Source organism: Methylobacterium sp. NFXW15 (genome assembly GCF_049887755.1).
GTDB lineage: Bacteria > Pseudomonadota > Alphaproteobacteria > Rhizobiales > Beijerinckiaceae > Methylobacterium.
On the sequence record NZ_JAGEKG010000005.1, the window covers coordinates 156926 to 183135 of the forward strand.

Annotated in this window: 19 protein-coding genes; 13 read left to right on the plus strand and 6 right to left on the minus strand. The window is 70.8% G+C overall.

What is annotated here, in order from left to right:
- Positions 1-147: 147 nt before the first annotated feature.
- Positions 148-7773 (minus strand): hypothetical protein, encoded by a 7626-nt coding sequence (locus J4O73_RS13305; RefSeq protein ID WP_426218012.1) that lies wholly within the window; start codon positions 7771-7773, stop codon positions 148-150.
- Positions 7774-8017: 244 nt separating this feature from the next.
- Here J4O73_RS13305 and J4O73_RS13310 point away from each other — a divergent pair, with 244 nt between their 5' ends.
- Entirely contained in the window at positions 8018-8335 is a 318-nt protein-coding gene (locus tag J4O73_RS13310; RefSeq protein WP_426218014.1) for an Hpt domain-containing protein, read from the plus strand.
- A gap of 134 nt (positions 8336-8469) precedes the next feature.
- Positions 8470-8790, plus strand: coding sequence for a 2Fe-2S iron-sulfur cluster-binding protein (locus tag J4O73_RS13315; RefSeq protein ID WP_378972443.1), 321 nt, complete (start codon positions 8470-8472; stop codon positions 8788-8790).
- Positions 8791-8845: 55 nt separating this feature from the next.
- On the opposite strand, the gene J4O73_RS13320 is transcribed toward J4O73_RS13315, so the two are convergent.
- Positions 8846-10021, minus strand: a complete 1176-nt coding sequence (locus J4O73_RS13320; protein ID WP_426218015.1) for a vWA domain-containing protein — start codon at positions 10019-10021, stop codon at positions 8846-8848.
- 368 nt (positions 10022-10389) lie between these two features.
- Between J4O73_RS13320 and J4O73_RS13325 the strand changes: the two genes are divergently transcribed.
- Positions 10390-10797 carry a hypothetical protein gene (locus J4O73_RS13325; protein ID WP_426218017.1) on the plus strand — a complete coding sequence of 136 codons (408 nt, stop codon included), beginning with the start codon at positions 10390-10392 and terminating at the stop codon, positions 10795-10797.
- 73 nt (positions 10798-10870) lie between these two features.
- On the opposite strand, the gene J4O73_RS13330 is transcribed toward J4O73_RS13325, so the two are convergent.
- Positions 10871-12712, minus strand: a complete 1842-nt coding sequence (locus J4O73_RS13330; RefSeq protein ID WP_426218019.1) for a cation:proton antiporter — start codon at positions 12710-12712, stop codon at positions 10871-10873.
- A 244-nt stretch (positions 12713-12956) separates the two neighbouring features.
- On the opposite strand from J4O73_RS13330, the gene J4O73_RS13335 reads away from it, so the two are divergent.
- The 4 genes from J4O73_RS13335 (at position 12957) to J4O73_RS13350 (ending at position 16424) form a co-directional block, all read left to right on the plus strand.
- Positions 12957-14225, plus strand: coding sequence for an ATPase (locus tag J4O73_RS13335; RefSeq protein ID WP_426218021.1), 1269 nt, complete (start codon positions 12957-12959; stop codon positions 14223-14225).
- Positions 14222-14863, plus strand: a complete 642-nt coding sequence (locus J4O73_RS13340; RefSeq protein WP_426218023.1) for a hypothetical protein — start codon at positions 14222-14224, stop codon at positions 14861-14863. The genes J4O73_RS13335 and J4O73_RS13340 overlap by 4 nt, the downstream gene beginning before the upstream one ends.
- 170 nt (positions 14864-15033) lie before the next feature.
- Positions 15034-15885: an AAA family ATPase gene (locus tag J4O73_RS13345; RefSeq protein WP_426218025.1), complete on the plus strand. Its 852-nt coding sequence runs from the start codon at positions 15034-15036 to the stop codon at positions 15883-15885.
- A gap of 14 nt (positions 15886-15899) precedes the next feature.
- A complete protein-coding gene (locus J4O73_RS13350) occupies positions 15900-16424 on the plus strand; it encodes a SixA phosphatase family protein (RefSeq protein WP_426218372.1) in 525 nt (174 codons plus the stop codon).
- A gap of 109 nt (positions 16425-16533) precedes the next feature.
- Here J4O73_RS13350 and J4O73_RS13355 read toward each other — a convergent pair whose 3' ends face one another.
- The gene (locus J4O73_RS13355; RefSeq protein WP_426218373.1) at positions 16534-17523 is read right to left on the minus strand and encodes an alpha/beta fold hydrolase; all 990 of its coding nucleotides are present in this window, start codon (positions 17521-17523) and stop codon (positions 16534-16536) included.
- Positions 17524-17763: 240 nt separating this feature from the next.
- Between J4O73_RS13355 and J4O73_RS13360 the strand changes: the two genes are divergently transcribed.
- The 3 genes from J4O73_RS13360 (at position 17764) to J4O73_RS13370 (ending at position 21585) form a co-directional block, all read left to right on the plus strand.
- On the plus strand, positions 17764-18249 hold the full coding sequence (locus J4O73_RS13360; RefSeq protein WP_378972461.1) for an Hsp20 family protein: 486 nt from the start codon (positions 17764-17766) through the stop codon (positions 18247-18249).
- A 182-nt stretch (positions 18250-18431) separates the two neighbouring features.
- The gene (locus J4O73_RS13365) at positions 18432-19424 is read left to right on the plus strand and encodes a GNAT family N-acetyltransferase (protein WP_426218027.1); all 993 of its coding nucleotides are present in this window, start codon (positions 18432-18434) and stop codon (positions 19422-19424) included.
- Positions 19425-19608: 184 nt separating this feature from the next.
- On the plus strand, positions 19609-21585 hold the full coding sequence (locus J4O73_RS13370) for an SDR family NAD(P)-dependent oxidoreductase (RefSeq protein ID WP_426218029.1): 1977 nt from the start codon (positions 19609-19611) through the stop codon (positions 21583-21585).
- On the opposite strand, the gene J4O73_RS13375 is transcribed toward J4O73_RS13370, so the two are convergent.
- Both J4O73_RS13375 and J4O73_RS13380 read right to left on the minus strand, forming a co-directional pair.
- Positions 21582-22496: an NAD-dependent epimerase/dehydratase family protein gene (locus J4O73_RS13375; RefSeq protein WP_426218030.1), complete on the minus strand. Its 915-nt coding sequence runs from the start codon at positions 22494-22496 to the stop codon at positions 21582-21584. The genes J4O73_RS13370 and J4O73_RS13375 overlap by 4 nt on opposite strands.
- A gap of 13 nt (positions 22497-22509) precedes the next feature.
- Positions 22510-23505: an MraY family glycosyltransferase gene (locus tag J4O73_RS13380; RefSeq protein ID WP_426218033.1), complete on the minus strand. Its 996-nt coding sequence runs from the start codon at positions 23503-23505 to the stop codon at positions 22510-22512.
- A gap of 200 nt (positions 23506-23705) precedes the next feature.
- On the opposite strand from J4O73_RS13380, the gene J4O73_RS13385 reads away from it, so the two are divergent.
- The 3 genes from J4O73_RS13385 to J4O73_RS13395 all read left to right on the plus strand — a co-directional run bounded on the left by J4O73_RS13385 (position 23706) and on the right by J4O73_RS13395 (position 26117).
- On the plus strand, positions 23706-24149 hold the full coding sequence (locus tag J4O73_RS13385; protein ID WP_426218035.1) for an RNA polymerase subunit sigma-70: 444 nt from the start codon (positions 23706-23708) through the stop codon (positions 24147-24149).
- A gap of 111 nt (positions 24150-24260) precedes the next feature.
- Complete coding sequence (locus J4O73_RS13390) at positions 24261-25205, plus strand: ring-cleaving dioxygenase (protein ID WP_426218037.1); 945 nt, start codon at positions 24261-24263, stop codon at positions 25203-25205.
- 138 nt (positions 25206-25343) lie between these two features.
- Positions 25344-26117, plus strand: coding sequence for a ferredoxin--NADP reductase (locus tag J4O73_RS13395; RefSeq protein WP_426218039.1), 774 nt, complete (start codon positions 25344-25346; stop codon positions 26115-26117).
- The last annotated feature ends 93 nt before the right edge of the window (positions 26118-26210 follow it).

Sequence of the window (26210 nt, forward strand, 5' to 3'; positions counted from 1 at the left end):
TGGGCTAGGGTCGCAGGCCGCTGCACGCCGAGCAGTCCGTCCGGACATCGTTTGAGTCGAGGCCGCCCCCGCTCCTCAGAAAGCAGCGGGGGCATTCAGAACCTCACCAGAACCTCGGCTTCAACGCCGGGAGCGAAGCACGCGTGGCTACGCCCCCTCGAACCGCCCGCTGGCATGGGCCAGCATCGTGTAGACCTTGCCCGTCTCGGAGGTGAGGTAGGCATCGGTGCGCTTGGCGTCGGGGTCGTTCTTGACCACGTCGCCGAGCAGGCGCTCGAACTCGCTGACGTAGCGATCGACGCTGCGGCGGAACTCCTGATCCGAGCGGTAGCGCCGCTGGATCTCGGTGAAGGTCGACTGTCCCTGCGCCGTGTAGATGCGCGGCGTGAACAGATTCGGCTCGCCCCGGCGGTAGCGTTCCCACAGATCGACCGCCGTCCGGTGCTCGATCATCCGCGCGATGTCGGTCGAGATCGTGTCGAGGGCGATCCGGCCGGTCTCGGCGGCGGCGGCCTTCCCGTTGCGCGGGGCAGGGGCGGCGGAAGCCGTCGTGCTCCGGGACTCGCGGGCTGGGGCGGCCGGGGCAGGGCTGGATGCTGCCGGAGCGGCGGGCGCGGCCGGGTTCTCCTCGTCCTCGTCCAGCGAGGCGCGGGTGAGAAGGTCGGAGAGCCAACCCCGCTTGTTGTTGCCTGCCGCCGTGGCCGCCGGAGTGGCGGGGCGCGGCGTCACGGTCCGCGTTTCCGTACGGGCCGGGGTCGGCCGGGGCGCGGGGGCGGGAGCCGGCGTCTGAACCGGAGCCGGGCTCGGAGCCGCCGCGACGGGCGCCTGCGCGACCGGCGCGGGAGCCGCAGCAGCCGGAGCCGGGGCAGGGACCGGCGGCGCGGCGACGGCGCGGCTTCCGCCCTCGGCGGTGCGGCGCTGCGGCTGCGCCATCGGCTGAGCTACATCCACCGAGCGGCCGGTGCGGGCGACCAGGGCCGACAACTCGTTGAGGGCCTTGATCTGATCCGACACCACCCGGCGCATCTCGCCCGCCGCATCCTGCGTCTCGCGCGGCAGTTCGAGGACGCCACGGGCGAGGTCGGCGCGGGTCGATTCGAGTTCGCTCCGGATCGAGGCGGCCATCTCGCGCAGGTTCGTCACCGACTCGCCGAAGCGGGCCTGCGCCTCTTCCAGTCCTTCGCGCATTTCGCGGGAGGCCGCGTCGAGGGCCTCACGCACACCGGCGGCGGCCTTCTCGGCCTCGGCACCGGCATCGTCCTTGAGCCCCGCGAAGGCCCCCGTGACCTGCGCGCCCGCGCTCTCGGCTGAGCGGGCGAGGGTCTCGGTCAGCGACCGCGCCCGGTTCTCGGCATCGCGCAAGACCTTGTCGATCTGCCCGGAGAAAGCCGAGCCGCGCAATTCCAGGGTCTCGGCACGGACCTCGAACTCCTCCAGCGCCGTATTGAGGGCGCGTTCCCGCTCGGCGAGCGCCGAGGAGAGCCGCGTCTCGACCGCGTCGAGGGAGCTGGCCGCGCCGTCGAGGCTCTGGGCAAGGCCGGTCGCCTCGCGCAGGGCCCCCTCGGAGGCTTCGCGCAGGGCCGCGACCTGAGCCGACACATCGGTCCCGGCGCGGTTGGTCTCGGCGGCGACCCGCTCCAGTTCGGTGCGGATCTGCGACAGGCGGCCCGAGAGGTTCCGCTCGATGGAGCCGAGATGCGAGTCGGCGCCCGCCACGAGGCCCGACAGGGCTGCGTTGGCGCTCTCGACCCGCACGATCACGCCGCCCAGCTCGCTGGTGAGCCGCTCGTTCGTCTCCGCGAGATCGGCGAGTGTCCGGGCCGCGCCCTCATCCACCGCCGCGCGGAGGATGTCGGCCGAGGCGCGGGTCTGCACCGCAAGACGCTCGGTGTTGGTGCGCAGGGTCTCGGCGAGCGGCAGGCCGGTCTCCTCCAGGACCCGCTCGATCGTGCCCGCCCGGTCGGACAGGGCATCGGCGAGGTCGCGCATCGGGCCATCCACGGCGGCGCGGAAGCGCGCGACATGGCCTTCCAACTCGCCACCGACGGTCTCGCCGCTGGTGTTGAGGCTCTCGAGCAGGGCACCGCCCCGTTCCTCGATCGCCCGCACCAGGGTCTCGGCGCTCTCGGCCAGACGACGGGCCAGGGCTTCGCCACGGGCATCCACCAGGGAGCCGAGGGCGTTCGCCCGACGCTCGAAGCCGATCCCCATCGCCTCGGCGCGCTGGTCGATGAGGGCGGCGAGCGCCGCCTCGCGGGCGGCCAGCGTCGCCGCCAGGGCAGCCGTGTGCGCCTCGACCTGCTCGGCATGGGCGCGGGCGCGCTCGTCGAGCGCCGCGCCGAGCCCGGCGGTGCGCTCCTCGATGAGGCCCGCGAAGGCGTCGTGACGCTCGTCGAAGGCCGAGGCAAGGGCGTCGGCGCGCTGGCCCACGAGGTTGGCGAAGCGCTGGATCCGGCTGTCGATCCGCTGGGTGAAGGCATCCGCCCGGGTATCGACCGCGCGGGTCAGATCCTGGGTACGGCCCTCGACCACTCCGTCGAGCTCGCGCAGGCGCGTCTCGAACGTCTCGGTCAGGGCGCCGACACGGTCGTCGGCCGCCTCGATCAGGCCGCGGCTGCGGGATTCCAGCAGGCCGTCGATGGCCGCGCGGGCCTCATCGAAGGTGGATTGCAGGGCGGTGAGACGGGCGTCGAACAGGTCGGCGACACCGGCCGGGGCCGCGTTGAGGATGCCGCGCAGCTCGTCGGTCTGAGTGGCGATCGTCTGGGCGATGTCGCCACCACGGGTTTCCACGAGGTCGCGCAGACCGTCCTGCGCCTCTTCGAACAGGGCGCGCAGGCGCTGTGTCCTGCTGTCGAGGGTGGCGGCGAGTTGGCGCTCGCGCGTCTCGACCAGGGCCGCCACGGCGGCCGGGGCCTCCTCGAGCAGCACGCGGAGCGTCTGAAGCCGCTCATCGACCGAGGCGGCGAAGCGACCGCTGCCGCCCTCGACCGCGGCGTCGAGGGTGGCGTGCGCCTCCTCGAACAGGGTGCGCAGGCCCTCGGCGCGGGCGTCCAGGGTCTCGGCGAGGCGGTTGCCTCGGCCCTCGACCAGATCTTCCAGGCGGCCGAGGCGGGAGTCGAATAGGCTCCCCAGCGCTTCGGTGCGGCTCTCCAGCGCCCCGGCGGCACCGACGAGCGCGCCTTCCAGCGCCGTGACGAGTTCGCGACCGCGACCGTCCAGGGCCTCGCTGAGCGGGCCGGTACGACCGTCCAGGGTCTCGACCAGGGTGCGCGCATGGCCATCGAGCATGGTGCGCACCTGCGTGGTCCGCTCGTCGAGCAGCCCGTGCACGGTGCGCACGCCCTCATCGAGCAGGGCGCTGATGTCGCCCGTGCGGCTCGCGAGCGTATGGCCGAGGCGGCCCTCGCCCTCCTCGAGCATCCGCTCGGCATCGGCGATGGTCTGCTGCAGCTTGGCGAGCACGCCCTCGCCGCGATTGTCGATGAGTTCGGCGAGCGAGGTGCTTCCGCTGTCGAACAGGCGGGCGAGTTCGGTGATGCGGTTGCCGATGACGCCGAACACGGCGCGGCCCTTCTCGTCCAGCTCCCGCGACATGGCCTCGGTGCGCTCGTCGATCAGGCGGCCGAGCAGGCCGGAGCGCTCGGCGAAGGCGGCGCGGACATCCTCCGTCCGGGCCGTCAGGGCGGCGTCGGCGGCATCGGCGCGCTCGCCCACGAGGCGGGCGATGTCCTCGGCACGAGCCGCGAGGGACTCATCGAGGTTGCGGGTATGCGCCTCGACCGCTCCGGTCAGGGCGGCGATGCGCTCGCCCATGGCCGCGTCGAGCCCGCCCGTGCGGGACTCGATCGCCTCCACGAGGTCCTGGGTGCGCTGGGTCAGTTCGGCATCGACGGCCCGAGTACGCGCCTCGATCAGGCGGATCGCCTCGAAGGCCTGCGATCCGAAGCTCTCGTCCACGAGGCGGGCGCGTTCTTCCAGCGTCGCGCTGATCTCTTCCAGGCGGCGCAGCACGGTGCCGTCGAAGCGCTCGGCACCGGAATCCAGGGCGCGGGCGATCTCGGCGGTGCGACGCTCGATCTCCTCGCCGAACCCGGCGGAGCGGATCTCGAAGTCGCGGGAGGCCGAGGCCAGACGGGCATCAACGGCCTCGGCGAAGCTGCGGCTGCCTTCATCGACGAGGCGGGCCATCTCACCCGCGCGGGCGGCGAGCGCTTCCTTCAGGGCGTCGGCATGGGTGCCGAACTTGCCCTCGACCTCACCGACGAGACCGGCCAGAGCTTCGGTCATCTCGGCGGTGCGTTGCGCGACCTCGGCGGTATGACGCGCGGAGCGGTCTTCCAGGGCGCCGAGCTTGGTCTCGATCAGGGTGCCGGTCTCGCCGACAAGGGCGGCAACCGTCTCAGCTAGGGCAGCGGCCCGGCGAGCCGCCTCGTCCGCGTGGCGGGCGGAGCGCTCTTCCAGGGAGCCGAACCGGCTCTCGATCACGTTGCCAGCCTCGCCGACGAGGGCGGCAACCGTCTCGGCCAGAGTGGCGGCCCGGCGAGCCGCCTCGTCCGCGTGGCGGGCGGAGCGCTCTTCCAGGGAGCCGAACCGGCTCTCGATCACGTTGCCAGCCTCGCCCACGAGGGCGGTGACGGTCTCGGCCAGGGCGGCGGCGCGGCGGGTCGCCTCGTCCGCCTGACGGGCGGAGCGCTCTTCCAGTGAGCCGAACCGGCTCTCGATGATGGTGCCAGCCTCGCCCACGAGGGCGGTGACGGTCTCGGCCAGGGCGGCGGCGCGGCGGGTCGCCTCGTCCGCCTGACGGGCGGAGCGCTCTTCCAGGGAGCCGAGCTTGGTCTCGATGACGTCGCCCGCCTCGCTGACGAGGGCGGCCACGCGTTCGGCCAGGGCAGCGGCGCGCTGGGCCGCCTCGTCCGCCTGACGGGCGGAGCGTTCTTCCAGAGAGCCGAACTTGGTCTCGATGACGGTGCCCGCCTCACCCACGAGCCCGGCCACGGTCTCGGCGAGGCTGGCCGCGCGGCGGGCCACCTCGTCCGCATGACGCGAGGACCGCTCTTCCAGGGTGCCGAGATGGGTCTCGATCAGGCTACCCGCTTCACGGGCCTGCCCGGCGATTGTCTCCGCGACGGCCTGGCCACGGTCGCTGATGAGACGCGTGACCTCATCGAGCTGCTGGCCCACGGTCTGGCCGAGGGCCGCCGTGTCCCGGCCGATCCGGTCGGCCAGGATGTCGCCGCGCGCGATGGTCTCCTGCAGGGCGGCGAGGCGGCTGCCGAGCACCTCCTCGATGACCTTGACGCGCCCGTCGGCGGTCTCGGCGAAGGTGTCGCCGGTGCGCCCGAGGCTGTCGGCGATGCGAGCGCCCTGGTTGGCCACGGCCAGCACGATGTCGCGGCCGGTCCCGGCGATGCGGGCGTGGGTCTCCTCGGCATGGGTGGAGAGCAGGTCCGCCACGTCGCGCCCATGGGCGCCGAAGGTGGCTTCGATCTCGCCCAAACGGCTCGACAGGTCGGAGGCGACCTGCGCGGCGGCGCGCTCCAGGGCACCGGTCGTGGCGGTGGTGCGGGCGGCGAGTTCGCGGTCGAGCCCTTCGAGGGCGGTGCGCAGTTCCGCGACGGCGGCGGCGCCGCGCGAGCCCAGCTCCTCGGTCGCCCGCTCGGCGGCCTCACGGAAGCGGGTGAGCAGGATGGCGGATTCGGCCTCGATGGCGCCCGTCACCTCGGCGGAGGCGGTGCGCAGCGTGCCGAGGCTCTCGGTGAGGCGGTTCGCAGCCTCGGCGACGCGGGTCTGCGCCGCTTCGCCCGCCGTGGCGGCTGCCGCGCGGATGGCCTCGGCGGCCTCGCTGGCGCGGCCGTCGATCTCGCCGGATAGGTGCTCGACGCTGGTGCGCAGGCTGCGGACGGCATCGCCTGCGCCGGACTCGAAGCCCCGGCCGAGAGCGGCGAAGGCGGCTTCCAGCCCCTCGGCGGCTTCCCGCGTGCGGCCCGCGACGAGGCCGCTCGCGCGCTCGGCCGCCGCCTCCAGGCGGTTTTCCAGGCCCGAGCCCTCGACCGCGATGGTCTCATGCAGGCGGGAGACGATACCTTCCATCCGCGTGGCGAGTTCGCCGCCGCGTCCGGACACCTCTTCGCTGATCCGCTCGGCGGCGCCGACGAGGTCGTCACGCATCGCGAGGGCGCGGTCGGCGAGCGTCGCCGCAGCCCCGTCCGCCGCCTGGGCGAGGGTGTCCTGCGCGGTCTTCCCGCTCTGGGCGATGGCGCCGACGATGTCGCGGCCCGCCGTCTCGATCTCGGTGCGCAGCGCCGTGCCCCGGCCCGACAGATCCTGCGTGAAGGCGGTGCCGACCTCGGCGAAGCGGCCGGTGATCTCGGCGCCCGTGGCGGCGAAACGCTCGGTCAGCTCGGTGCCGCGCGTCAGGAAGGCGGTCTCCAGCCCGGTGGTGGAGCGCTCGAAGCTCTCCCGCACCGCCTGGCCCTGGCGCTCGATGGTGGCGCCGACCTCGGCCCCGGCTGCGGCCAGGGTCTGCGCGACACGGCCCGCGCTCTCGGCGAGCCGCCCGGTGAGGGCCTGCCCCGTGGCCTCGAACGAGCCGGTGAGTTCCACCGTGCGGCTCTCGAAGGTGCGGACCAGTTCGGCGCTGACGCCCTCAAGGCTCTCGCGCACGCCCGAACCCGTCTGCGACAGGCGCTCGATCAGCGTGTCGCCGCGCTCGCTCATCAGGCCGGTGACGCGCTCGCCCACCTCGCCGAGGGAGGAGGTGATGATCGCGCTGCGGGAATCCAGGGCGCCGGTGACGCGCTCGCCCGCGCCGTCCAGGGCCGCCACGATGCGCTGGGCCGCGCCGTCGAGCTCCTGCGTCAGGTTCTGGTGCGTGCCCGCGATGGCGCCGCGCACGCGCTCGGCGTTCGTGACGATGGCTTCGCGCTGGGCGACCAGCTCATCGACCAGAGAGCGGATGCGGATCTCGTTGTCGGAATAGGCGCGCTCCAGGGTGGCGATCTCGCCCCGCACCAGGGTCTCGAGTTCGCCCGCACGGGCCAGGGCGCGCTCCACGCCGTCGCCCACCGCCGCCACCTCGCGGCGCACGGTCTGCGACATGGTCAGAACGGCATCGGTCGAGAAGCCCTCAGGCTCCGCGAGGCGCACCGCGACCTCGCCCACCGCGCGGGCGACGAGGCGCATCTCCTGGGCGCGCACGGCAAGCATCGCCACGACGACAAACAGGATCACCGGGCCGAGCAGGGCCGAGACGGCGCCCATGGCCTGGAGCGGCGGGAGACCCGCGACGAAGCCCGCGAGATCGCCGCCCGATTGGGTCCAGGCGACGCCGAGCAGGCCCGCGATCCAGGCGAGGCCGATGACGGAGGCGACGATGTAGGGCTTGCGCGAGGGGCGCACCCGCAGGGTCTGCTGCAGGATGCCGATGTTGCGCCGGTCGTCGTTGGCCACCAGCGAGCGATCGGGCGGCAGCAGACCGCCTTCGCGGCGGGGCCGGTCGAGATCGGGGGAGGGCAGGTCGGAGGCGAGCGGCGGATCCTGCATCAGCGGCTGCGGGCCGCCCGGCGGACGCTCGATGTCGAGGCGCGGCGGAGGCAGGCGGCCGGACGCATCGCGACCACCGTCGGACAGGGGATCGGCATCGCCCACATCGGGCAGACGCGGCTCCGACCGGGCGCCGCCGTCGCGCATCAGGGCGTCGAGGCTCAGCGCCTGCTCGATGGCTGAGAGGGCGGCCTCGGCCGGGTCCTTCAGCTTCTTGTCCGTCGCCATAGAACGCCTCACACGCACGGGTCCGGCGCTTGCACGCCGAAGACGCAACTTCCCGTTTACCACCCGAGCCTAAGCTCCGGCACCCTGCCCCGGAAGGAGCGGGGTGGACCGCCCCCAGGTAACATTAACCGAATGGTTACCGAGACCGGTCCGCGGGCGCAGCCACACTGCCAGGGACGGAGCCCGAGCGCGAGGCGAGGGGGAGCCCGTCGCGGGCGATACGATGTGGATTGCGGGGTCACCGATGGCAGAAATCGACCGCGACATCCTCGAAACGCAGACCGGCGGCGATGACGCGCTGGCCCGCGAGGTGCTGGCGCTGTTCGCGGGCGAGTGCCGCCGCCTCCTGCCCGCCCTGACCGATCCCTCTCTCGGTGCGGCCGGACGCGCCGACATCGCCCATACGATCCGCGGCGCGGCGGCCGGTCTCGGCGCCCTGCGGGTGCAGCGCCTCGCCGGGGAGGCGGAAGCCGGATTGTGCGCGGGGGAGGCGGGCGCCGAGGCCGCCGTCGCGGCTCTGGCCGGGGCGATGCGGGCCGCGCTCGCCGAGATCGAGGCCTGAGGCTTCGAAAAGTCGCTCCGCGCTGTGGCGTTTGCGGGCCTCGATCCGCTTGCTTTCCGCCTTGCGAGCCTCCAATCAGTCACCGCCGCGCGACGAGCCGCCCTGCGACCCGGCGCGCACGAGGAGCCTAGAGCATGCCCAAGATCACCTACGTCGATCACGCCGGGACGGAACGCACCGTCGAGGGCAGCGTCGGCGCCACCGTGATGGAGACGGCTCTGCGCAACAACGTGCCCGGCATCGATGCCGAATGCGGTGGCGCCTGCGCCTGCGCCACCTGCCACGTCTACGTGGACGATGCCTGGATCGATGTGGTCGGCAAGGCGCAGGACATGGAGCAGGACATGCTCGATTTCGCCACCGACGTGCGCGAGAATTCCCGCCTGTCCTGTCAGATCAAGATCTCGCCGGAACTCGACGGCCTCAAGGTCGCGACCCCGGCCCAGCAGGGGTAGCTGGCGTCTCCCTCGTCATTGCGTGCGTCAGCGAAGCAATGACGGCGCGTAAGGCTCAGCGCACCAGTGCGCGGGCGGCGGCATCGAGCCCTTCGAGGGTGAGCGGGAACATGCGGCCCGCCATCAGGCGCTGCACCATTCCGATCGACTGCGTGTAGCCCCAATGGGTTTCGGGCACGGGGTTGAGCCACGCCGCCTTGTGGAAGTGGTCGAGCAGCCGCCCGAGCCAGGCGGCGCCCGGCTCCTCGTTCCAATGCTCCACGGAGCCGCCGGGCACGGCGATCTCGTAGGGGCTCATGGACGCGTCCCCGACGAAGACGAGGCGATAATCGCTGCCATAGGTGCGGATGACGTCGATGAGCGGCGTGCGCGCCTGGTGCCGCCGCGCATTCTCGGTCCAGACGCCCTCGTAGACGCAATTGTGGAAGTAGAAATGCACGAGGTGCTTGAACTCCGACCGGGCGGCGGAGAACAGCGCCTGCGCCTGCTCGATATGCCAGTCCATCGAACCGCCGACATCGAGGAAGAGCAGCACCTTCACGGCGTTGCGCCGCTCGGGGCGCATCTTCACGTCGATATAGCCCTGGCGGGCGCTCGCCCGGATCGTGCCGTCGAGGTCGAGCTCGTCCGCCGCCCCGGTCCGGGCGAAGCGGCGCAGGCGCCGTAGCGCAAGCCGCATGGTGCGGGCCCCGATCTCGGCATCGTCATCGAGGTCACGAAAGTCGCGCCGGTCCCAGACCTTCACCGCACGGAAGTTGCGGTTGCCGTCCTGCCCGATGCGGATGCCTTCGGGATTGTAGCCATAGGCGCCGAACGGAGAGGTGCCCCCGGTGCCGATCCATTTCGAGCCGCCCTGGTGGCGGCCCTTCTGCTCGGCGAGGCGCTGCTTCAGCGTCTCGAACAGCTTGTCCCAGCCGAGCGCCTGAAGCTGCGCCTTCTCCTCATCGGTGAGGTACTTCTCCGCGAGCTTGCGCAGCCATTCCTCGGGGATCGGCACGGCCTCCACCGCCTCGCCGACGGTCTCGAGCCCCTTGAACACGGTGCCGAACACCCGGTCGAACCGGTCGAGATGCGTCTCGTCCTTCACCAGGGCCGTGCGCGAGAGGAAGTAGAATTCCTCGACGCTCTTGCCCGGCAGGTCGCGCTCCATCGCGCCCAGCAGGACGAGATACTCCTTGAGGGTGACGGGGACCTTCGCCTCGCGCAGGGCCGTGAAGAACTGGAGCAGCATGGCCCGACAACGCGCGAGCGGGGCGCCGGGGTCAAGTGCGGCGGCGGAGCTCGTTCCAGGCGAGGGGGCCTTCGCATCGCCGCAGAGTCTTCGCACCGCATCGGGCGAATCAGAGCGAATCGGCCCAGAGTCTTGAAAGCGTGGGCTTAAGTGGATTGCGGCGCCGCGGAAGACTTCGAGGGGACCTTGACCGGCCTGGACTCGGCTTCAAGAGCCTGAATCTGGGTATAAGTCCCGATTCCTGTTGATATCCCACCAGCTGAGACTCGCGTAGTCACTTAAACCGTCACGGGAATCACCCCAACTCATTCGGAACGGTGATGCGTCCGCGATCGTGCGGGCGAGAGCCGGTGTCGAGGAGACCTGCCGTGGCGGTCATCCTGCGTAGTTTACCCGAGTTCAAGCGGTTTCTAGCGAAGCCGGGCGCAACGATTCAAGTGGTGCGTAACACCTTTATGGACCGGCAACCCGAGGCGACACGGGCGGCCTACCGGGACAGGGGGATGTACGCGCCGCGGGCCGTGCAGGCCCTGTCGAAGAAGGCGGCCGTCTTCAGCCTGCGCGGCTATCCCGGCACCGTCTGGCTCTATTGGGACAAGGGCGCGCGCGGCTGGCGCTTCCAGGGCGACACCGTGACCGTGCCCTTGGTCACCGGCCTCGGCGCACCGGACGAGATCACCTACCGGTGCAGCTTCGCGGAAGGCTACGAGCCCGTCGTACGGACCCGCGCCCCCCGCCGCGCCGCCACCCAGGACGCCGCCCCGCCGCCGGTGTGACGGGTCTGCTCGCGACCAATGTTGCCATGCGCTGTCTTTCGGCGAACCGGCGACCCCTTCGCCGGAAAGCGCTTTAGCTCGCCGCTTTCTCCGGCCGGGCGGGAGCCTCGCGCTTCTCGGGCTCGGCACGCGCGGCCTTCCCCACGGTCCGCCGGGCGCGGAAGACCGGCTTCGCCTCGCTCTCACGCTTCTTGAGCAGGGTGCGGTACTCGTCCCGTCGCTCGTGGATCGAGGCGATGACGAGGCCCATCGGCACCCCGACATCCACCAGCACCGCCTCCGACAATTGCAGCGAGGCCTCGATCGTCTCGGGCACGACATCGTCCACGCCGAGCTCGTAGAGGGCGGCGGCGTGCTTCGCGTCGCGGGCGCGGGAGACGATGGTCAGGTCCGGCCGCTCGCTGCGCGCCGCCGTCACCGCCTCCTCGACTGAGCGGGGCGTGTCGAGGGTCACGACGAGGGCGCGGGCCGTGTCGATGCCGCTGCGGCGCAGGATCTCGACATTGCCGGAATCGCCGAAATAGACCGGCGCCCCGGCCCGGCGCTGCTCGGCGACGCGGGCCGCATCGGAATCGAGGGCGAGATAGGGGATGCGGTGGCGGGCCAGCATCTCGCCGACCTGCCGACCGACCCGGCCATAGCCCGCGACGATCACCCGGTTCTCGACCTTCTCCGGCAGCGGCTCGGCCTCGATCCGGCCGCGCGCCGTGGCCGCCGCATGGCTACCCATTCGCCGTCCAATGGCAGCGAGGGCGGGAATGAGGATCATCGTCACGGTGGTGACGATGAGCGCCGCCGCGCCGACCTCTTCGGGCACGAGGCCGGTGGCCATGGCACCGCCGATGAGCACGAAGGCGAACTCGCCTCCTGGCCCGAGCAGCAGCGCGGCTTCCAGCGCCACGGCCCGCGACAGGCCGAGCACCGGCCCGGCCATCACCACGACCCCTCCCTTGATCAGGACGAGGGCCAGGGACAGGCCGAGGATCGCCCCCGGCGAGGCCATGAGCTGCTTCGGATCGAGGTTCATGCCGACCGAGACGAAGAACACCCCGAGGAGCAGGCCCTTGAACGGGTCGATCGTCGCCTCGATCGCCCGGCGATACTCGGTCTCGGCCAGCAGCAACCCGGCGACGAAGGCGCCGAGCGTCATCGACAGGCCGCTCGCCGCCGCCGTCAGCGCCGTGCCGACGATGACGAGGAGGCAGGCCGCCATGAACAGTTCCGTCGAGCGGGTGCGGGCGACGAGTTGGAAGAGCGGGCGCAGGGCGAGGCGGCCCGCCACCACGATCAGCACCAGGGCGATGGCCGCCTGGCCGAGGGCCAGGACGAGGGCGAGGCCCTTGTCGCCCCCCGTGTCGTGGCCGAGCACGGCGATGGCGAACAGCACCGGCGCCACGGCGAGGTCCTGGAACAGCAGCACGGCGAAGCTCGCGCGCCCCGTGGGCGTGTTGAGCCGCCGCTGCTCGGCGAGCACTGGCAGCACCACCGCCGTCGAGGACAGGGCGAGGCCGATGCCGACGATCACCGCGCCGGTCAGCGGCACGTCGAGCCCGAACAGGATGGCGCCGAGGATCAGGGCCGAGCAGCCGACCTGCAACGATCCGAGGCCGAAGACGAGCCGCCGCAGGGTGCGCAACCGCTCCCAGGACAGCTCCACCCCGATCATGAACATCAGGAAGATCACGCCGAATTCGGCGAGGTGCGAGATCTCCGTCCGGTTACCGATCGTGAAGAGATGCACGCCCGGCCATTGGTCGGCCAGCCGCCCGAGGCCGAACGGGCCGAGGAGCGCACCCGCTCCGATGAATCCAAGGACCGGAGAAATCCGCAGCCGGTGGAACAGCGGGACCACGATCCCCGCCGTGACGAGAAACAGGATCGCTTCCTTGTAGGAGCCGGCATGGACTTCTGGCATCGGCGGCGGCTCTAGCCTCGCGTGATCTCGACGGTGGGGACGGCCGGATCATGGGCGCTGGATCCCCGCGCGGCAACCGCCCCGGAGGTTGAATCGTATCCGGGCGACGATCCCTTCCGGTGGCGGCGGGCACAAAGTGGGTACAACCGGTGGTGTGGCTCAAAATCGGCACAATGCAAGCGTAAGGAAACAATGAAGAGAGCTTGTGCTCGACCCGGACCGGGCCCTGGATGTGACGAGACCGATGAATTCGCTGAAGTCGATCTTCTCACGGGCCGAGAGGGTCCCGAAGGCTCCACCGAGCCGTGAGGTCGCCCGCGAGCGCCGGGAATGGCGGCTGGAATCCGACCGGTGGACGCACCAGCGGCATGTCGAGAAGGGCTACCGCATCAAGTGGGGCTACGTCGCCATCGCCTATCTCGTGGAGTTCATGGTCATCGGCGCCTCGCTCGCCGGGGCGTGGCTCTTCGCGGGCGTCTACAGCGACGGTGACTGGCACGCCTTCTATTTCATGCTGCTCGCGCCGTTGGTCTACGCGGCGGTGGAACTGTGCCGGGTTCCGCTCGGCATCCTCGCGCGCACGCAGCGCTCGTATTTCGTGCGGGCGCTCGCGATCCTCGGCATTATCTTCGCGGCGGGCGTGACCACGAAGTCGGTCTCGCAGCTCGGCGAGATGATGTTCCATCCGCGGCTGATGGACGCCGCGCGCACCAAGACGACCCTGAAGGACGCCCAGGCCGACCGGGCGACGATCGAGGACCGCATCAAGGCCGCCGACAACCGCGTCGCCCAGTACACCGCCGAACTCGACCAGATCGAGAAGCGTGCGGGCGACAACGCCCAGCAGCTCGCGGGCCTTCCGGGTCAGCGCTGCGAGAAGGTGTTCGGCACCAATTCCAAGGGCGTGCGCTACCAGAACCTGAAATGCGTGACCGACCCGCGCGTCGCCGCCCTCTCGGCGGGCGTTGCCAAGGCGAATGCCGACCGCACCGCGCTGGTGAAGGACCTCGAAGCGGCCCGCAAGGACCGCGCGGCCCTCGACCGGGGCGCCGCGGATCGTCGCGTCGCCGATGCCGAACAGGCCTACCGGAACGCGGTGAACCGCTCGCAGCTGCATTCCTTCACGGCCATGGTCTACGGCGTCGACCCGATCGACGTGACCGAGAGCCAAGTCCACGCCTTCCTGCGCATCTTCGTGTTCGTGCCCGCCCTCTGCGCGGCCTTCGCCTCGACGATCCTGGCCCTCTGCGCGGTCTCGACCCGCCGGACCTTCATGGATGAGGACGATCTCGGCGCGGCGGTGAACCCCGAGGCGGCGCCGTACATGCTCGACGCCATCGCCGATGCCCTACGCTCGACCCCGCCCTTGCCGAAGGCCGCTCCGCAGCAGGCCGCCGTCATCCCGATGAACCGTCCGGCGGCAGCCCAGCCGCCCCAGAGCCTGCCGGGCCAGACCGCCGCGAACCAGGGCCTGCCCGGTCCGACCCTTCCTGCCGCGGGAGCCGGCGCATGAACTACGTCGCCTCCGGCACTCCTGAGAACATCGCCCTTGCGCAGCAGGTGAACACCCGCCTGCGCGCGGATTCGAGCTACGTCGCCGCTCGCGCCTTCCTGTTCCGGGCGCTTGGGGCCGGTGTGTTCCTGTGCCTGACCGGGGCCGGGATCGGCGCCGCCGCCTATGGCTGGGCGACGATGAACCAGTTCGACACGGCGGCCGAGAAGATCGCTGCGGCGATGCAGGCCGCGCTGGCCGACGTGACCCTCAAGACCAAGGGCGAGGTCACGCTCACCGATAACACCCTGAAGCTGGAGGGCCTGCCCAAGCTCGGCGGCGCCCCGACGCCGAGCAAGGCCCAGCTCGGCGAGCAGGCGAGCCCGGCCTCGAAGGCGCAGGTGAACACCACCTTCACGGTGTTCAAGCAGGTGCCCTACCTCGACGGGCAGATCGTCACCGGCTGGAACTTCAAGGACGGGGTCGATCAGCCCTATCAGCAATATTGCTACTTCTCCCGGCGCTCCAACGAGAGCAAGGGACAGGTCGAGCTGAAGATCGACCTCGCCATGGACGGCAAGACCCTGCCGCAGCCGCAGAAATCCGATGTGAACCTCGAGATCCTGGCGCGCAACTGCGTGTGGCACGACAAGGGGTAGCCGGTCCCACGCCGTCATCGCGAGCGTCAGCGAAGCGACCCAGGGCAACGGGACGCCTCAAAACGTGGCGCGTCCCTGGATTGCTTCGCTGACGCTCGCAACGACGGCGTGGTCTTGCCGCGCCGCCGCCCCGCACGTAACTCCGGTTCAGGCCAGCCTCCGAGACCGCGATGCGCTTTTCCGGCACCGACACCTACGTCGCCACCCCCGACCTGACGGCTGCGGTGAACGCCGCCGTCACGCTGGAGCGTCCGCTTCTCGTGAAGGGCGAACCCGGCACCGGAAAGACCGTGCTGGCGGAAGAGATCGCGAAAGGCCTGAAGGCGCCGCTGATCGTCTGGAACGTCAAGTCCACGACCAAGGCGCAGCAAGGGCTCTACGAGTACGACGCGGTCTCGCGCCTGCGCGACTCGCAGCTCGGCGACCCACGCGTCTCGGACATTTCCCACTACATCCGCCGGGGCAAGCTGTGGGAGGCCTTCACCGCCCCCGAGCGGCCGGTGTTGCTGATCGATGAGGTCGACAAGGCCGATATCGAGTTCCCGAACGACCTCCTGACCGAACTCGACCGGATGGAGTTCCACGTCTACGAGACCGGCGAGACGGTGAAGGCCGTGCGGCGGCCGGTGGTGATCATCACCTCCAACAACGAGAAGGAGTTGCCGGACGCGTTCCTGCGCCGCTGCTTCTTCCACTACATCCGCTTCCCCGATGCGGACACGCTGCGTGCCATCGTCGAGGTTCATTACCCCGGCATCAAGGGCCGCCTCGTGGAGGAGGCCCTGCGGGTCTTCCTCGAAACCCGCGAGGTGCCGGGCCTCAAGAAGAAGCCCTCGACCTCGGAACTGCTCGACTGGCTAAAGCTCCTCGTCTCCGAGGACATCTCGCCCGAGACCCTGCGCGAGCAGGACGGCCGCAAGCTCATCCCGCCGCTGCACGGCGCCCTGCTCAAGAACGAGCAGGATGTGAGCCTGTTCGAAAAGCTCGCCTTCATGACCCGGCGCGAGGGACGGAAGGGATGAGCGAGCCGAACGCCATGCGCCGCCTCATCCTCCTGCGCCATGCCAAGTCCGACCGGCCTGCGGGCGTTCGCGATCTGGAGCGTCCGCTGAACAAGCGCGGGCGGCGGGCCGCCCCCGTCGTCGGCGCACGGATCGCGGAGGAGGGACTGCGGCCGGACCTCGCCCTGGTCTCGCCCGCCCAGCGTACGCAGGAGACCTGGGCTGCCGTGAAGGACGCCCTTGGCGATCCCCGGCTCGAGATCGTGCCGGAGATCTACGAGGCCGCTGCGGGCGATATCCTCGCCGCGATCCGACGGGCGCCCGATGAGGTGGGTACGCTCATCGTGGTCGGGCACAATCCCGGCCTCGGCGATCTCGCGGCGACGCTCACGGGTGCGGGGCCGAAGGGTCTGCGCGCGCTGCTCGCGACCGAGTTCCCGACCGCCGCCTTCGCGGTGATCGCCTTCGAGGCCGAGACCTGGGCGAGCATCGCTCCCAGTCGCGGCAGCCTCGAACACTATGTCCGCCCCCGCGACATCGACCCCGACCTCGCGGGCTGAGACGGGGTGTCCAGAGGGCGAGCCCTCTGGCGGGTGCAGGGCAGAGCCCTGCGAACCCCCGAGGTCTTGCCCCTGGCCCCCACCACAGGACTCATCCTTTGGGGTCCTCTTAGACGGGCACCGGGGCCGCGTGCCGCTCGACCTCCTCGTGGGTGGGAAGGGCCGTGCCCGGCATGAAGGCATCGAACGCCGCCCAGAAATCCTGGCGGATGGCGTCGCGCTCGCTCAGGATCTCGTGGCGCGCATCCGGCAGGACGAGGATGTGCCCGGCCTTCAGCCGTCCGGCGAAACGCTCGGTGACGGGCGTGCCGCAGACCGGGTCGGCGCCCGCGGCCACGATCAGCACCGGCAGGTCGATGCGCGGCGCGGCGCGGGGGTCGCGCAGGCGCGCCATGGCCCGGAACGCTCCCGCGAGCCACGCGATGGTCGGATCGCCCACGGCCCCGGCACCCACCTGCTGCGCGGCGGCGGCGTTGCGCGCGTAACGCTGCGGATCGCGGCACAGGCGATTGCCGGGATAGGGCTTGGTGGCGATCGAGACCGGCTTGCCGAAGGGAATGTAGCGCGCGCCGAAACCCAGCCGGTGCAGGCTTCTAGCCAGCAGCGAGGCGGCAGCGGGAAAGCGAACCATGCGGATCGACAGCATCGGCGCCACCGTCACCATGCGCTTGAACGGCAGCCAGCCGTCGAGGGCACCGGTCAGGGCGATGCAGCCGCCCATGGAATGGGCGAGGCAGAGATGCGGCTGCGGCATTCCCGTGAGGACCGCTTCCGCGACCGCCAGGAGATCGACGCGGTAATCGTCGAACCGGTCGACATGACCTTTGTGCGGATCGTCCACCCGCCGGTCGGATTCGCCCTGGCCGCGCCAATCGAACGCCACCACCGCGAAGCCGCGTCCGCGCAGGTCGCGGATGGTCTCGTAATACTTCTCGATGAACTCGGCCCGGCCCTGGAGCAGGGTGACGGTGCCCCGGCAGGTCCGGGTGGTGGGCCGCCACGTCGCCGCGCGCAGGCTGCAATCGTCGCTCGTGCCGACCATGGTGATGGTCCCGCCTGGCGGCGCCGGGTTGTCGGGCGTGTCGCGCAGGGTAAGCAGCGGAGGCTCGGCCCCGCTCCGTCCGTCGAACCGTGTCACGTCTCGCCGACTCCCGTGGCGCCCCCGGCGCAGCATGGACCGCGCCCCTGAAAAAATCCGTTCCCTCGGCCGTTCAGGAGGTCTTGCGACCCGGATCGGCCACCCCGATATCTCACTCGTGTCGGCCGTCAGGCGGCACTGAAGACCGGTCCGGCCCAATGGGCGGACCAGAAAACATGTTGCTCTTCAAGAGGATATGTCATGCGTCAGTTCGATCTTGCTCCCCTTTACCGTTCGACCGTCGGCTTCGACCGTCTGTTCTCCGCCCTCGATCAGTTTGCGAGCACCGAGACCGCTCCGAGCTATCCGCCGTACAATATCGAGCGCACGGGCGAGAATGCCTACCGTATCACCGTCGCGGTGGCGGGCTTCACCGAGGAAGACCTCTCCATCGAGGTTCGGGAGAACGCCCTGACCCTGCGCGGCGAGCGTAAGGGCGAGGCCGAGAAGCGCGTCGAGTTCCTGCATCAGGGCATCGCCGCCCGGGCCTTCGAGCGCCGCTTCCAGCTCGCGGACCATGTGCAGGTGACCGGCGCTGTCCTTGAGAACGGCCTCCTCCACGTCGATCTCGTCCGCGAGGTCCCCGAGGCCAAGAAGCCCCGTCGCATCGAGATCGCCTCGGGCCGTCGTGCCGCCACGCCGGTGATCGAGGGCCAGGTCTCCGAGGGCGACCGTCAGGCGGCATAAGCCGCCGCACCCTCCGCGTGAGGGGAGCGCCCCGGCCTCAGGGCCGGGGCGTTTCCGTGTTCACTTGCATGCCCCTTTGCATGCCCTCTTGCATGTCGTGGTGACTGTCATAATGCCGTGGCCACGGCATGCTGATGTCGAATCTCGCGGCGCCCGGGACGGGCGTGCGATGCGAGGGGGCGATGGCCACGAATCTGTTCCACCGCGAGGCCTATGCGGCCCTCGGCGCCGGTCTGCACCGCGGCGTCCAATGGGGCGTCGCCGCTCCGCTCGCCAAGCTGAAGCGTAAGCCCACCCCCGCCGACATCGCCGACGTCCTGGCTGAGGCCGATGCGATCCGCCTGCCGGAGACCGGCACGGGGGGTTTGAAGGGCCGCAGCCTCGGCCGCATTGGCAATCTGGAAGTGCGCCTCGCGACGAGCCGTTCGGAAATCCGCCGGGCGCAGCGCCTGCGCTTCAAGGTGTTCTACGAGGAGATGTCGGCGGTGCCGACCGGTCTCGCGTCCCTGTCCCGCCGGGATTCGGACGCCTACGATGCCTTCTGCGACCACCTTCTGGTGCTCGACCACGACAAGCTGAAGCCTGCCAAGACGCCGTTCCGCGCGCCCCGGCCCAAAGTGGTCGGCACCTACCGGCTGCTGCGCGGAGAGGTGGCCGAGCGCCACCACGGCTTCTATTCCGAGGGCGAGTACGACCTTTCCCCCGTTCTCGCCGCCCAGGGCGGGAAGCGGCTTCTGGAACTGGGTCGATCCTGTGTGCTGAAGCCCTACCGCGGCAAGCGTACGGTCGAATTGCTCTGGCAGGGCATCTACGCCTACATCCTGCACCACCGGATCGACGCGCTGATCGGCTGCGCCTCCCTGGAAGGGACAGATCCCGACCGGCTCGCCCTTCCCCTGTCCTTCCTCCACCACCATGCCCGCGCCCCCGAGCCGTGGCGTGCCTGCGCCCTGCCGGAGCGGGGAGTGCGGATGGACCGGCTGTCGAAGGAGGCGGTGGACCCGAAGGCGGCGTTGCAGGCCCTGCCGCCCCTGATCAAGGGCTACCTGCGCCTCGGTGCCACCTTCGGTGACGGCGCGGTGATCGACCGCCAGTTCGGCACGACGGACGTGTTCGTCGCGCTCCCCGTCGAGCGGATCGGGGCACGGTACCGGGGCCATTTCGCGCCGGGTTAGGGGCCTTTCCGCTCCACTCGTCCGGGGCCGGGGCATCGCTTCCAAGGGAAGCTCCGTCTTTGCCGGCGGAGCGAAGCCATCCAGAGCGCCTTGAATCACTCGGATACTCAAACGGGAAGCCAAAGAGTCCACATAGCCTAGCGTTGACACGCCTCGCGTCGAGGCGGATACCCCCGCCGATCCGATGCAGCAGCGCCTCGCCAAGACCGCGGTGATGGTGGCCCACGATCTCGCGGCGACGGCCGCAGCCGTGGTGCTGACCTTCCTGTTCCGCTTCCAGGGGGCGATGCTCGCCGAGCGTCTGCACGCCCTGCCGTTGCTGCTGCCGCCGTTCTTGATCGTCGCCGGGCTGGTCTATGTCCGGTTCGGGCTCTACCGGACCAAGTGGCGCTTCGCCTCCCTGCCGGACCTCGCCGGGATCGTGCGGGCGGCGAGCGTGCTCGCCCTGGTGCTCCTCGTCGTCGATTGGGTGCTGGTCTCGGCCGATCTCTACGGCTTCTACTTCTTCGGCAAGATCGCCATTCCCCTCTACTGGGTGTTGCAGATCTTCCTGCTCGGCGGAACGCGAGCCGCCTTCCGCTACCTGAAATACACACGCTCGCGCCAGACGAACGCCAGGGCCGCCACGGTGCCGACCCTGCTGCTCGGACGTGGCTCGGATATCGACGTTCTGCTGCGCGCCATCGAGACCGGCTCGGTCAAGAAGCTCGCGCCCAGGGGCATCCTGTCGCCGCGCCGGAACGAGGCCGGGCAGTACATGCGCGGCGTGCCGGTGCTCGGTGGCTTCGCGGATCTGGAGCAGGTGGTGATGGATAGCGGCGCGCGCGGCGAGCCGATCCGCCGCCTCGTGGCCGCGCCGAGCGCGCTCGCCCCGGAATCCGCCCCCGACGACCTCATCGCCCGCGCCCGGCGCCTCGGCCTGCCGCTCGCCCGCGTGGTCGGGCTGGGGGAAGGGCCGCAGGGCCCGGAACTGGCGCCGCTGGAGATCGAGGATCTCCTGCTGCGCCCCACCGTCGCCATCGACAGGCCGCGCCTGGAGGGATTCCTCACCGGCCGCCGCGTGGTGGTGACGGGCGGCGGCGGCTCGATCGGCTCGGAGATCTGCCTGCGGGCGGTCGCCTTCGGCGCCTCCGCCGTTCTGGTTCTCGAATCCTCCGAGCCGGCGCTCCACGGCATTCTCAGCCACCCGGCGATCCTCGAGGCCGAGGCCGAGGTGACGGGCGTCATCGCCGACATCCGCGACCGGGAGCGCATCTTCGCGGTGATCGCGGCGTTCCGGCCCGATTACGTGATGCACGCTGCCGCGCTGAAGCAGGTGCCGTTCCTCGAACGGGACTGGCAGGAGGGCATCAAGACCAATGTCTTCGGCTCCCTCAACGTCGCCGAGGCGGCCGTGGCGGCGGGCGCCCGCGCCCTGGTGATGATCTCCACCGACAAGGCGATCGAGCCGGTCTCGCAACTCGGCGTCACCAAGCGGTTCGCGGAGATGATCGCGCAATCCCTCGACGCCGCGCAGGCGCGCAAGCCCGGCCATCCGACGCGACTGATCGCCGTGCGCTTCGGCAACGTGCTCGGCTCGGCGGGCTCGGTGGTGCCGGTGTTCAAGGCGCAGATCGCCCGTGGTGGCCCGTTGACGGTGACCCACCCGGACATGGTCCGCTACTTCATGACCGTGCGCGAGGCCTGCGATCTCGTGCTCACCGCCGCCTCCCATGCCGATGGCGAGGCGCGGACGGAGGGGGGCGAGCAGGCCGCTGTCTACGTGCTGAAGATGGGCCAGCCGGTGCGCATCGCTGACCTCGCCGAGCGGATGATCCGCCTCGCGGGCTTCGAGCCCGGCAGCGAGATCGAGATCGCCTTCACCGGCGCCCGGCCTGGCGAGCGGCTGAACGAGATCCTGTTCGCCCGTGAGGAGCCGCGCGTCGGCCTGCCGGGTATCGAGGGCGTCATGGCCGCGCAGCCGATCTTCGCCGACAGGCCCCGCCTCGACGCCTGGATCGCCCGCCTGCGCGACGCCGTGGCCGAGGGCGATCGGGCGGCGGCGGATGCCGTGTTCGAGGAGGCGGTGCCGCATTTCCGCGAGCGCGGGATCGCACGGGCCCAGGCCGACGCCCCGGCCGCGCAGGCCATCCCCGCCGCAGCCCCCGCTGCTCTCGGCTAGCCCCGCGCCAGCCGCGCCAGACCCTCGCGCGTCGTCATCGTTGGCTGCCATCCGAGGCGTACGAGTCCGTCGCTGCGGGCGACGAGGCCGCCCGCCACCCGCTCGAAGACCTCGCCCCGCCCCGTGAGGCGGCAGGCGAGGCCCAGGAGCGGCTCCGGCATCGGCAGCAGGCCCGGCGAACGGCCGAGGCCTTCGCGCAGGGCGGCGATCATTTCCGGCAGGGTGAGAGGGTCGGGATCGGCGGCGATGAAGGGTGCGCGCAGAGGCTCGGGCGCCTTCAGCAGCGTGTCCACCGCCTCCGCGAGGCTGTCGAGGGAGATCAGCGAGCGCTTCGCGCGCAGGCCCCCGAGGGGCAGGGGATAGGGCGAGCGGGCGAGCCGCAGCAGGGCTTCCAGATTGCCCTTCGCGCCCGCGCCGTAGACGAGGACCGGCCGCAGAGCCGCCCAATCGAGCCCGCTGGCGGCAAGCGCCAATTCGGCCTCGCGCTTGGAGCGTCCGTAGGGATCGGTCGGGCGCGGCTCGTCCGCCTCGGTCACGAGGCCCGGCGCACTCGCCCCGGTCTGGGCCCGGATCGAGGACAGGAACACGAAGCGGCGGACCTTCGCCCGCTCGGCGGCCTGCGCGAGGCGGGCCGTCGCCTCGGTGTTGAGGGTCCGGTAATCGTCCTCCGGCGCGCCGGACATCGCATGGGCCAGCCCCGCGGAATGGACCACGGCGTCCACATCCGAGAGGGCGGCGGCCATGTTGATCGGGCGGGTCAGGTCGCCGACCACGGCGCTCGCGGCCCCCGGTGGCACCTCGACCGGACGACGCAGGAGCACCCGCACCCGGTAGCCGCGCGCCGTCAGGGCGGCGAGGAGATGACGGCCGATGAAGCCCGTCGCCCCGGTGAGCGCCACGAGACCCGTCATGGGATGACCTCCGTCACGGCCGGGCGAAGCGGCGCAGCAGGATGGCGACGAACCCGCACCCGGCCGCGAGGGCGCCCAGCGAGACCGGCCAGGACGGCCATACCACGCTCGCCGCCGCGAGGCCCGCCAGGATGAGGTTGGCGAGGAAGACCCGCCCCACGACGCCCGTCACGGTGAGCCCGTTCACCGTCGCCCGCTGGTAGAAATGGCCGCGATGCGCCTCCCAGATCCGCTCCCGCCGGGCGGCGCGGGCAATCAGCGTCAGGCTTGCGTCGGCGAGGTAGACCAGGGGCAGGAGGATCGCCGCCGCGAAGCCCCCTGCGAGCGCGAGGTGCCAGAGCAACCACGCGCTCACGAGGCCGATCGGCAGGGATCCGACATCCCCGAGGAAGAGCCCCGCCACCGGCCGGTTGAACGGAGCGAAGCCGAGCATCGCTCCGAGCAGGGAGGCCGCCACCAGCGTCGGCATCAGCGGTAGATATCCGGCGAGACCGAGGAGGGCCAAGGCCGCCGAGACGGGGACGAACTCGGCGACCGTCATCCAGTCGAGCCCGTCCATGAAGTTCGTGAGGTTGACGAACCAGAGCCCGGCGAGGGTCGCGAGGCCGCGCTCCAGCCAAAGGGGACTCTCCGGCACGAGCCGCCCGTCGAGATGCGAGACAAACAGGCCGACAACGAGGATCTGCACCGCCAGCCGGGGCAGGGCGGGGAGGGGACGCAGGTCGTCCACCGCACCGAGCACGGCGAGCACCAGGGTGCAGCCCGCGAGCCAGGTCCAGGCATCGCGCGGCCCGGCCTCCGGCGCCCCTGCGAGCAGGCCCGAGACGGTGATGAGGGCCGTCACCACCGCGATGCCCCCGCCCTGCGGCGTCGGCTCGACATGGCTGGACCGGGCGTTCGGCCGGGCCAGCGCGTAGCGGCGCAGGAGCGGCCTCAGCCGCAGGATCAGCCCCGCCGAGAGGAAGGCGGCGAAGGGCACGGCGATGAGGGGGAGCCAGGCAATCGTCATGCTGTCGCGGTCGCCGCCGGAAACGGGGCGGGCCGGGCTGTAGCCCGCTCCGGCGTGCCGGGCCAGCGCCGTTTCCGGTGGATGACCGCCTCAGGCCCTTCCCGAGTGGGTTGCACGGGGACGCCTGTGCTTGCGCAACTTCGCCGTTCCCGGCACGTTCTCTCCGTGAGACGAGGCTGGGCCGACGGAGGACGGCGCCCATGGCGACGCTCAAGGAATTCGAGGACGCCCTGCGCGAGCACGGCATGAACATGGCCCTGGCGCTGCTGGAGCGCCTGCGGGAACGCGACCGCGCGACCCGCACGGTGAAGCCCGCCCGGCGCCTCACAGGCCAGAAGATGACGCCCGAACTCGCCCGCTCGATCCTGGAGCTTCATGCCAGCACGGGCATGACCCAGCAGGAGATCGCCTTCAAGGTCGGCGTGAACCAGGGCCGGGTCAACGAGGTGATCAAGCGCGGCAAGTGGCTGACCGACGATCCGCACGCGCCGGAGGCCGTGGCGCGCGACAGGGCCGTCGCCCGCCTCCGCGGAGAGCCGAAGCCGCGCAAGGCCGCCTCGTCCAAGGCGCCCGCCAAGGCAAAGGACAAAGCGGCTCCGCAAACGCGCCGCAACCAGGGCCAACTCGCCTTCGGGGACCTCTGAGCACGGTCCCCGTCCAAGCGGGGCGCATCCCTGGATTGCTTCGCCTCCGCTCGCAATGACGGCGGCGGAGCGCCATGTGGGGGCGATCACGAGGCGCCCCCCGAACCAGCCATGCAACTCACCGGCATCCATCACCTGACGGCCGTCACGGCCCGTGCGGCGGACAACCTCGCCTTCTACACGGGCGTACTCGGCCTGCGCCTCGTGAAGAAGACGGTGAACCAGGACGACGTCTCGGCGTATCACCTGTTCTACGCGGACGGGCTCGCGAGCCCCGGCACCGACATCACCTTCTTCGATTGGCCGGCGGCACCGGAGCGGCGCGGTTCCGGCAGCATCGCCCGCACGCATCTGCGCGTGGCGGGCGCCCTGGATGCGTGGTGCGAGCGACTCGACAGAGCCGGGGTGAAGCGGGCCGCGCCGGAAATGCGGGACGGGCGCCTCACCCTCGACTTCGAGGATCCGGAGGGCCAGCGCCTCGCCCTGGTGGACGATGGCGGCGCGGGCGACGCCCATCCCTGGGGTCGCTCGCCGGTCCCGGCGCCCGAGCAGATCCGTGGCCTCGGCCCGATTCGCCTTGCCGTGGCCGCGCCGGATCGGACGGGCGCCGTGCTGACCGGCCTGATGGGCATGCGCCGGGAGCGAACCTTCGATGCGCCGGAGGGGCGGATCGAGGTCTATGCCATGGGCGGGGGTGGTCCGGCGGCGGAGATCCAACTGCTGCACGACACGTCGGCGCCCGCCCGTGCGGGAGCCGGGGGCGTACACCACGTCGCCTTCCGCATCCCCGATGCGGAATATGGCGACTGGGCCGATCGCCTGCGCACGAACCGGGTCCCGTCGAGCGGCCCGGTGGACCGATATTACTTTCGTAGCCTGTACTTCCGGGAGCCGAACGGCATCCTGTTCGAGATCGCCACGGACGGGCCGGGCTTCGCCTCGGACGAGCCGATGGAGAGCCTGGGCGAGCGTCTCGCCCTGCCCCCGTTCCTCGAACCGCGCCGGGCCGAGATCGAGGCTGGGCTGGTGCCGCTGGAGGCCTCGCCGCGTCGTTAAGAATTTCGAATGATTCCAGGGGGTTCAGTTATGCGTCGGCTGTGGCGTCGCGTGCCTTGACGCGCATGACGCAGCGCGGGAAAAGCCCCCAAATCCGAAATCGCCAGACTATACGAGCCTGTGGGGACTGATGTCGCGATGAGCAAGTTTTACGAGGAACGGGTGCTGTCGGTGCACCACTGGACCGACAACCTGTTCTCGTTCCGCACCACGCGGGACCCGGCCTTCCGCTTCCGCAACGGCGAGTTCACGATGATCGGCCTCGAGGTCGATGGCCGCCCGTTGCTGCGCGCCTACTCGGTCGTCTCGGCCAACTACGAGGAGGAGCTCGAGTTCTTCTCGATCAAGGTGCAGGACGGCCCGCTGACCAGCAAGCTCCAGCATCTCAAGGTCGGCGACCCGATCATCGTCGGCAAGAAGCCGACCGGCACCCTGGTGCTCGACAACCTGCTGCCCGGCAAGCACCTCTACCTGCTCGGCACCGGCACCGGCCTCGCGCCGTTCCTGTCGATCATCAAGGACCCCGAGACCTACGACCGGTTCGAGAAGGTCGTGCTGGTCCACGGCTGCCGCCAGGTGCAGGAACTCGCCTATGGCGAGACGATCACGCAGGATCTGCCGAAGCACGAGTTCCTGGGCGAGATGATCTCGAACCAGCTGATCTACTACCCGACCGTGACCCGCGAGCCGTTCCGCAACCGCGGGCGGATCACCGACCTGATGGTCTCGGGCAAGCTGTTCGAGGATATCGGCCTGCCGCCGATGTCGATCGAGAACGACCGCTTCATGCTGTGCGGCTCGCCGGACATGATCCGCGACACCCGCCAACTCCTGGCCGAGGGTGGCTACGAGGAGGGCAACCACGGCGAGGGCGGCCACTTCGTCATCGAGAAAGCCTTCGTCGAGAAGTAGTCCGAAAAGTCCGACGAGCGATCCGCGAGGGTCGCTCGGCTCAATAAGAGTCGCTCGGCTTCCATCGCCAAGCCCGGCCGGTCCTCCGCGCCG

Excerpts from the sequence above, each read along its gene's own strand:
- J4O73_RS13360 (WP_378972461.1), top strand. The coding sequence starts at position 17,764 with ATGCGTCAGTTCGATCTTGCTCCCCTTTACCGTTCGACCGTCGGCTTC.
- J4O73_RS13315 (WP_378972443.1), top strand. The coding sequence starts at position 8,470 with ATGCCCAAGATCACCTACGTCGATCACGCCGGGACGGAACGCACCGTC.
- J4O73_RS13340 (WP_426218023.1), top strand. The coding sequence starts at position 14,222 with ATGAACTACGTCGCCTCCGGCACTCCTGAGAACATCGCCCTTGCGCAG.
- J4O73_RS13345 (WP_426218025.1), top strand. The coding sequence starts at position 15,034 with ATGCGCTTTTCCGGCACCGACACCTACGTCGCCACCCCCGACCTGACG.
- J4O73_RS13375 (WP_426218030.1), bottom strand. The coding sequence starts at position 22,496 with ATGACGGGTCTCGTGGCGCTCACCGGGGCGACGGGCTTCATCGGCCGT.
- J4O73_RS13320 (WP_426218015.1), bottom strand. The coding sequence starts at position 10,021 with ATGCTGCTCCAGTTCTTCACGGCCCTGCGCGAGGCGAAGGTCCCCGTC.
- J4O73_RS13390 (WP_426218037.1), top strand. The coding sequence starts at position 24,261 with ATGCAACTCACCGGCATCCATCACCTGACGGCCGTCACGGCCCGTGCG.
- J4O73_RS13365 (WP_426218027.1), top strand. The coding sequence starts at position 18,432 with ATGGCCACGAATCTGTTCCACCGCGAGGCCTATGCGGCCCTCGGCGCC.
- J4O73_RS13350 (WP_426218372.1), top strand. The coding sequence starts at position 15,900 with ATGCGCCGCCTCATCCTCCTGCGCCATGCCAAGTCCGACCGGCCTGCG.
- J4O73_RS13330 (WP_426218019.1), bottom strand. The coding sequence starts at position 12,712 with ATGCCAGAAGTCCATGCCGGCTCCTACAAGGAAGCGATCCTGTTTCTC.
- J4O73_RS13385 (WP_426218035.1), top strand. The coding sequence starts at position 23,706 with ATGGCGACGCTCAAGGAATTCGAGGACGCCCTGCGCGAGCACGGCATG.
- J4O73_RS13305 (WP_426218012.1), bottom strand. The coding sequence starts at position 7,773 with ATGGCGACGGACAAGAAGCTGAAGGACCCGGCCGAGGCCGCCCTCTCA.
- J4O73_RS13310 (WP_426218014.1), top strand. The coding sequence starts at position 8,018 with ATGGCAGAAATCGACCGCGACATCCTCGAAACGCAGACCGGCGGCGAT.
- J4O73_RS13370 (WP_426218029.1), top strand. The coding sequence starts at position 19,609 with ATGCAGCAGCGCCTCGCCAAGACCGCGGTGATGGTGGCCCACGATCTC.
- J4O73_RS13380 (WP_426218033.1), bottom strand. The coding sequence starts at position 23,505 with ATGACGATTGCCTGGCTCCCCCTCATCGCCGTGCCCTTCGCCGCCTTC.
- J4O73_RS13335 (WP_426218021.1), top strand. The coding sequence starts at position 12,957 with ATGAATTCGCTGAAGTCGATCTTCTCACGGGCCGAGAGGGTCCCGAAG.
- J4O73_RS13395 (WP_426218039.1), top strand. The coding sequence starts at position 25,344 with ATGAGCAAGTTTTACGAGGAACGGGTGCTGTCGGTGCACCACTGGACC.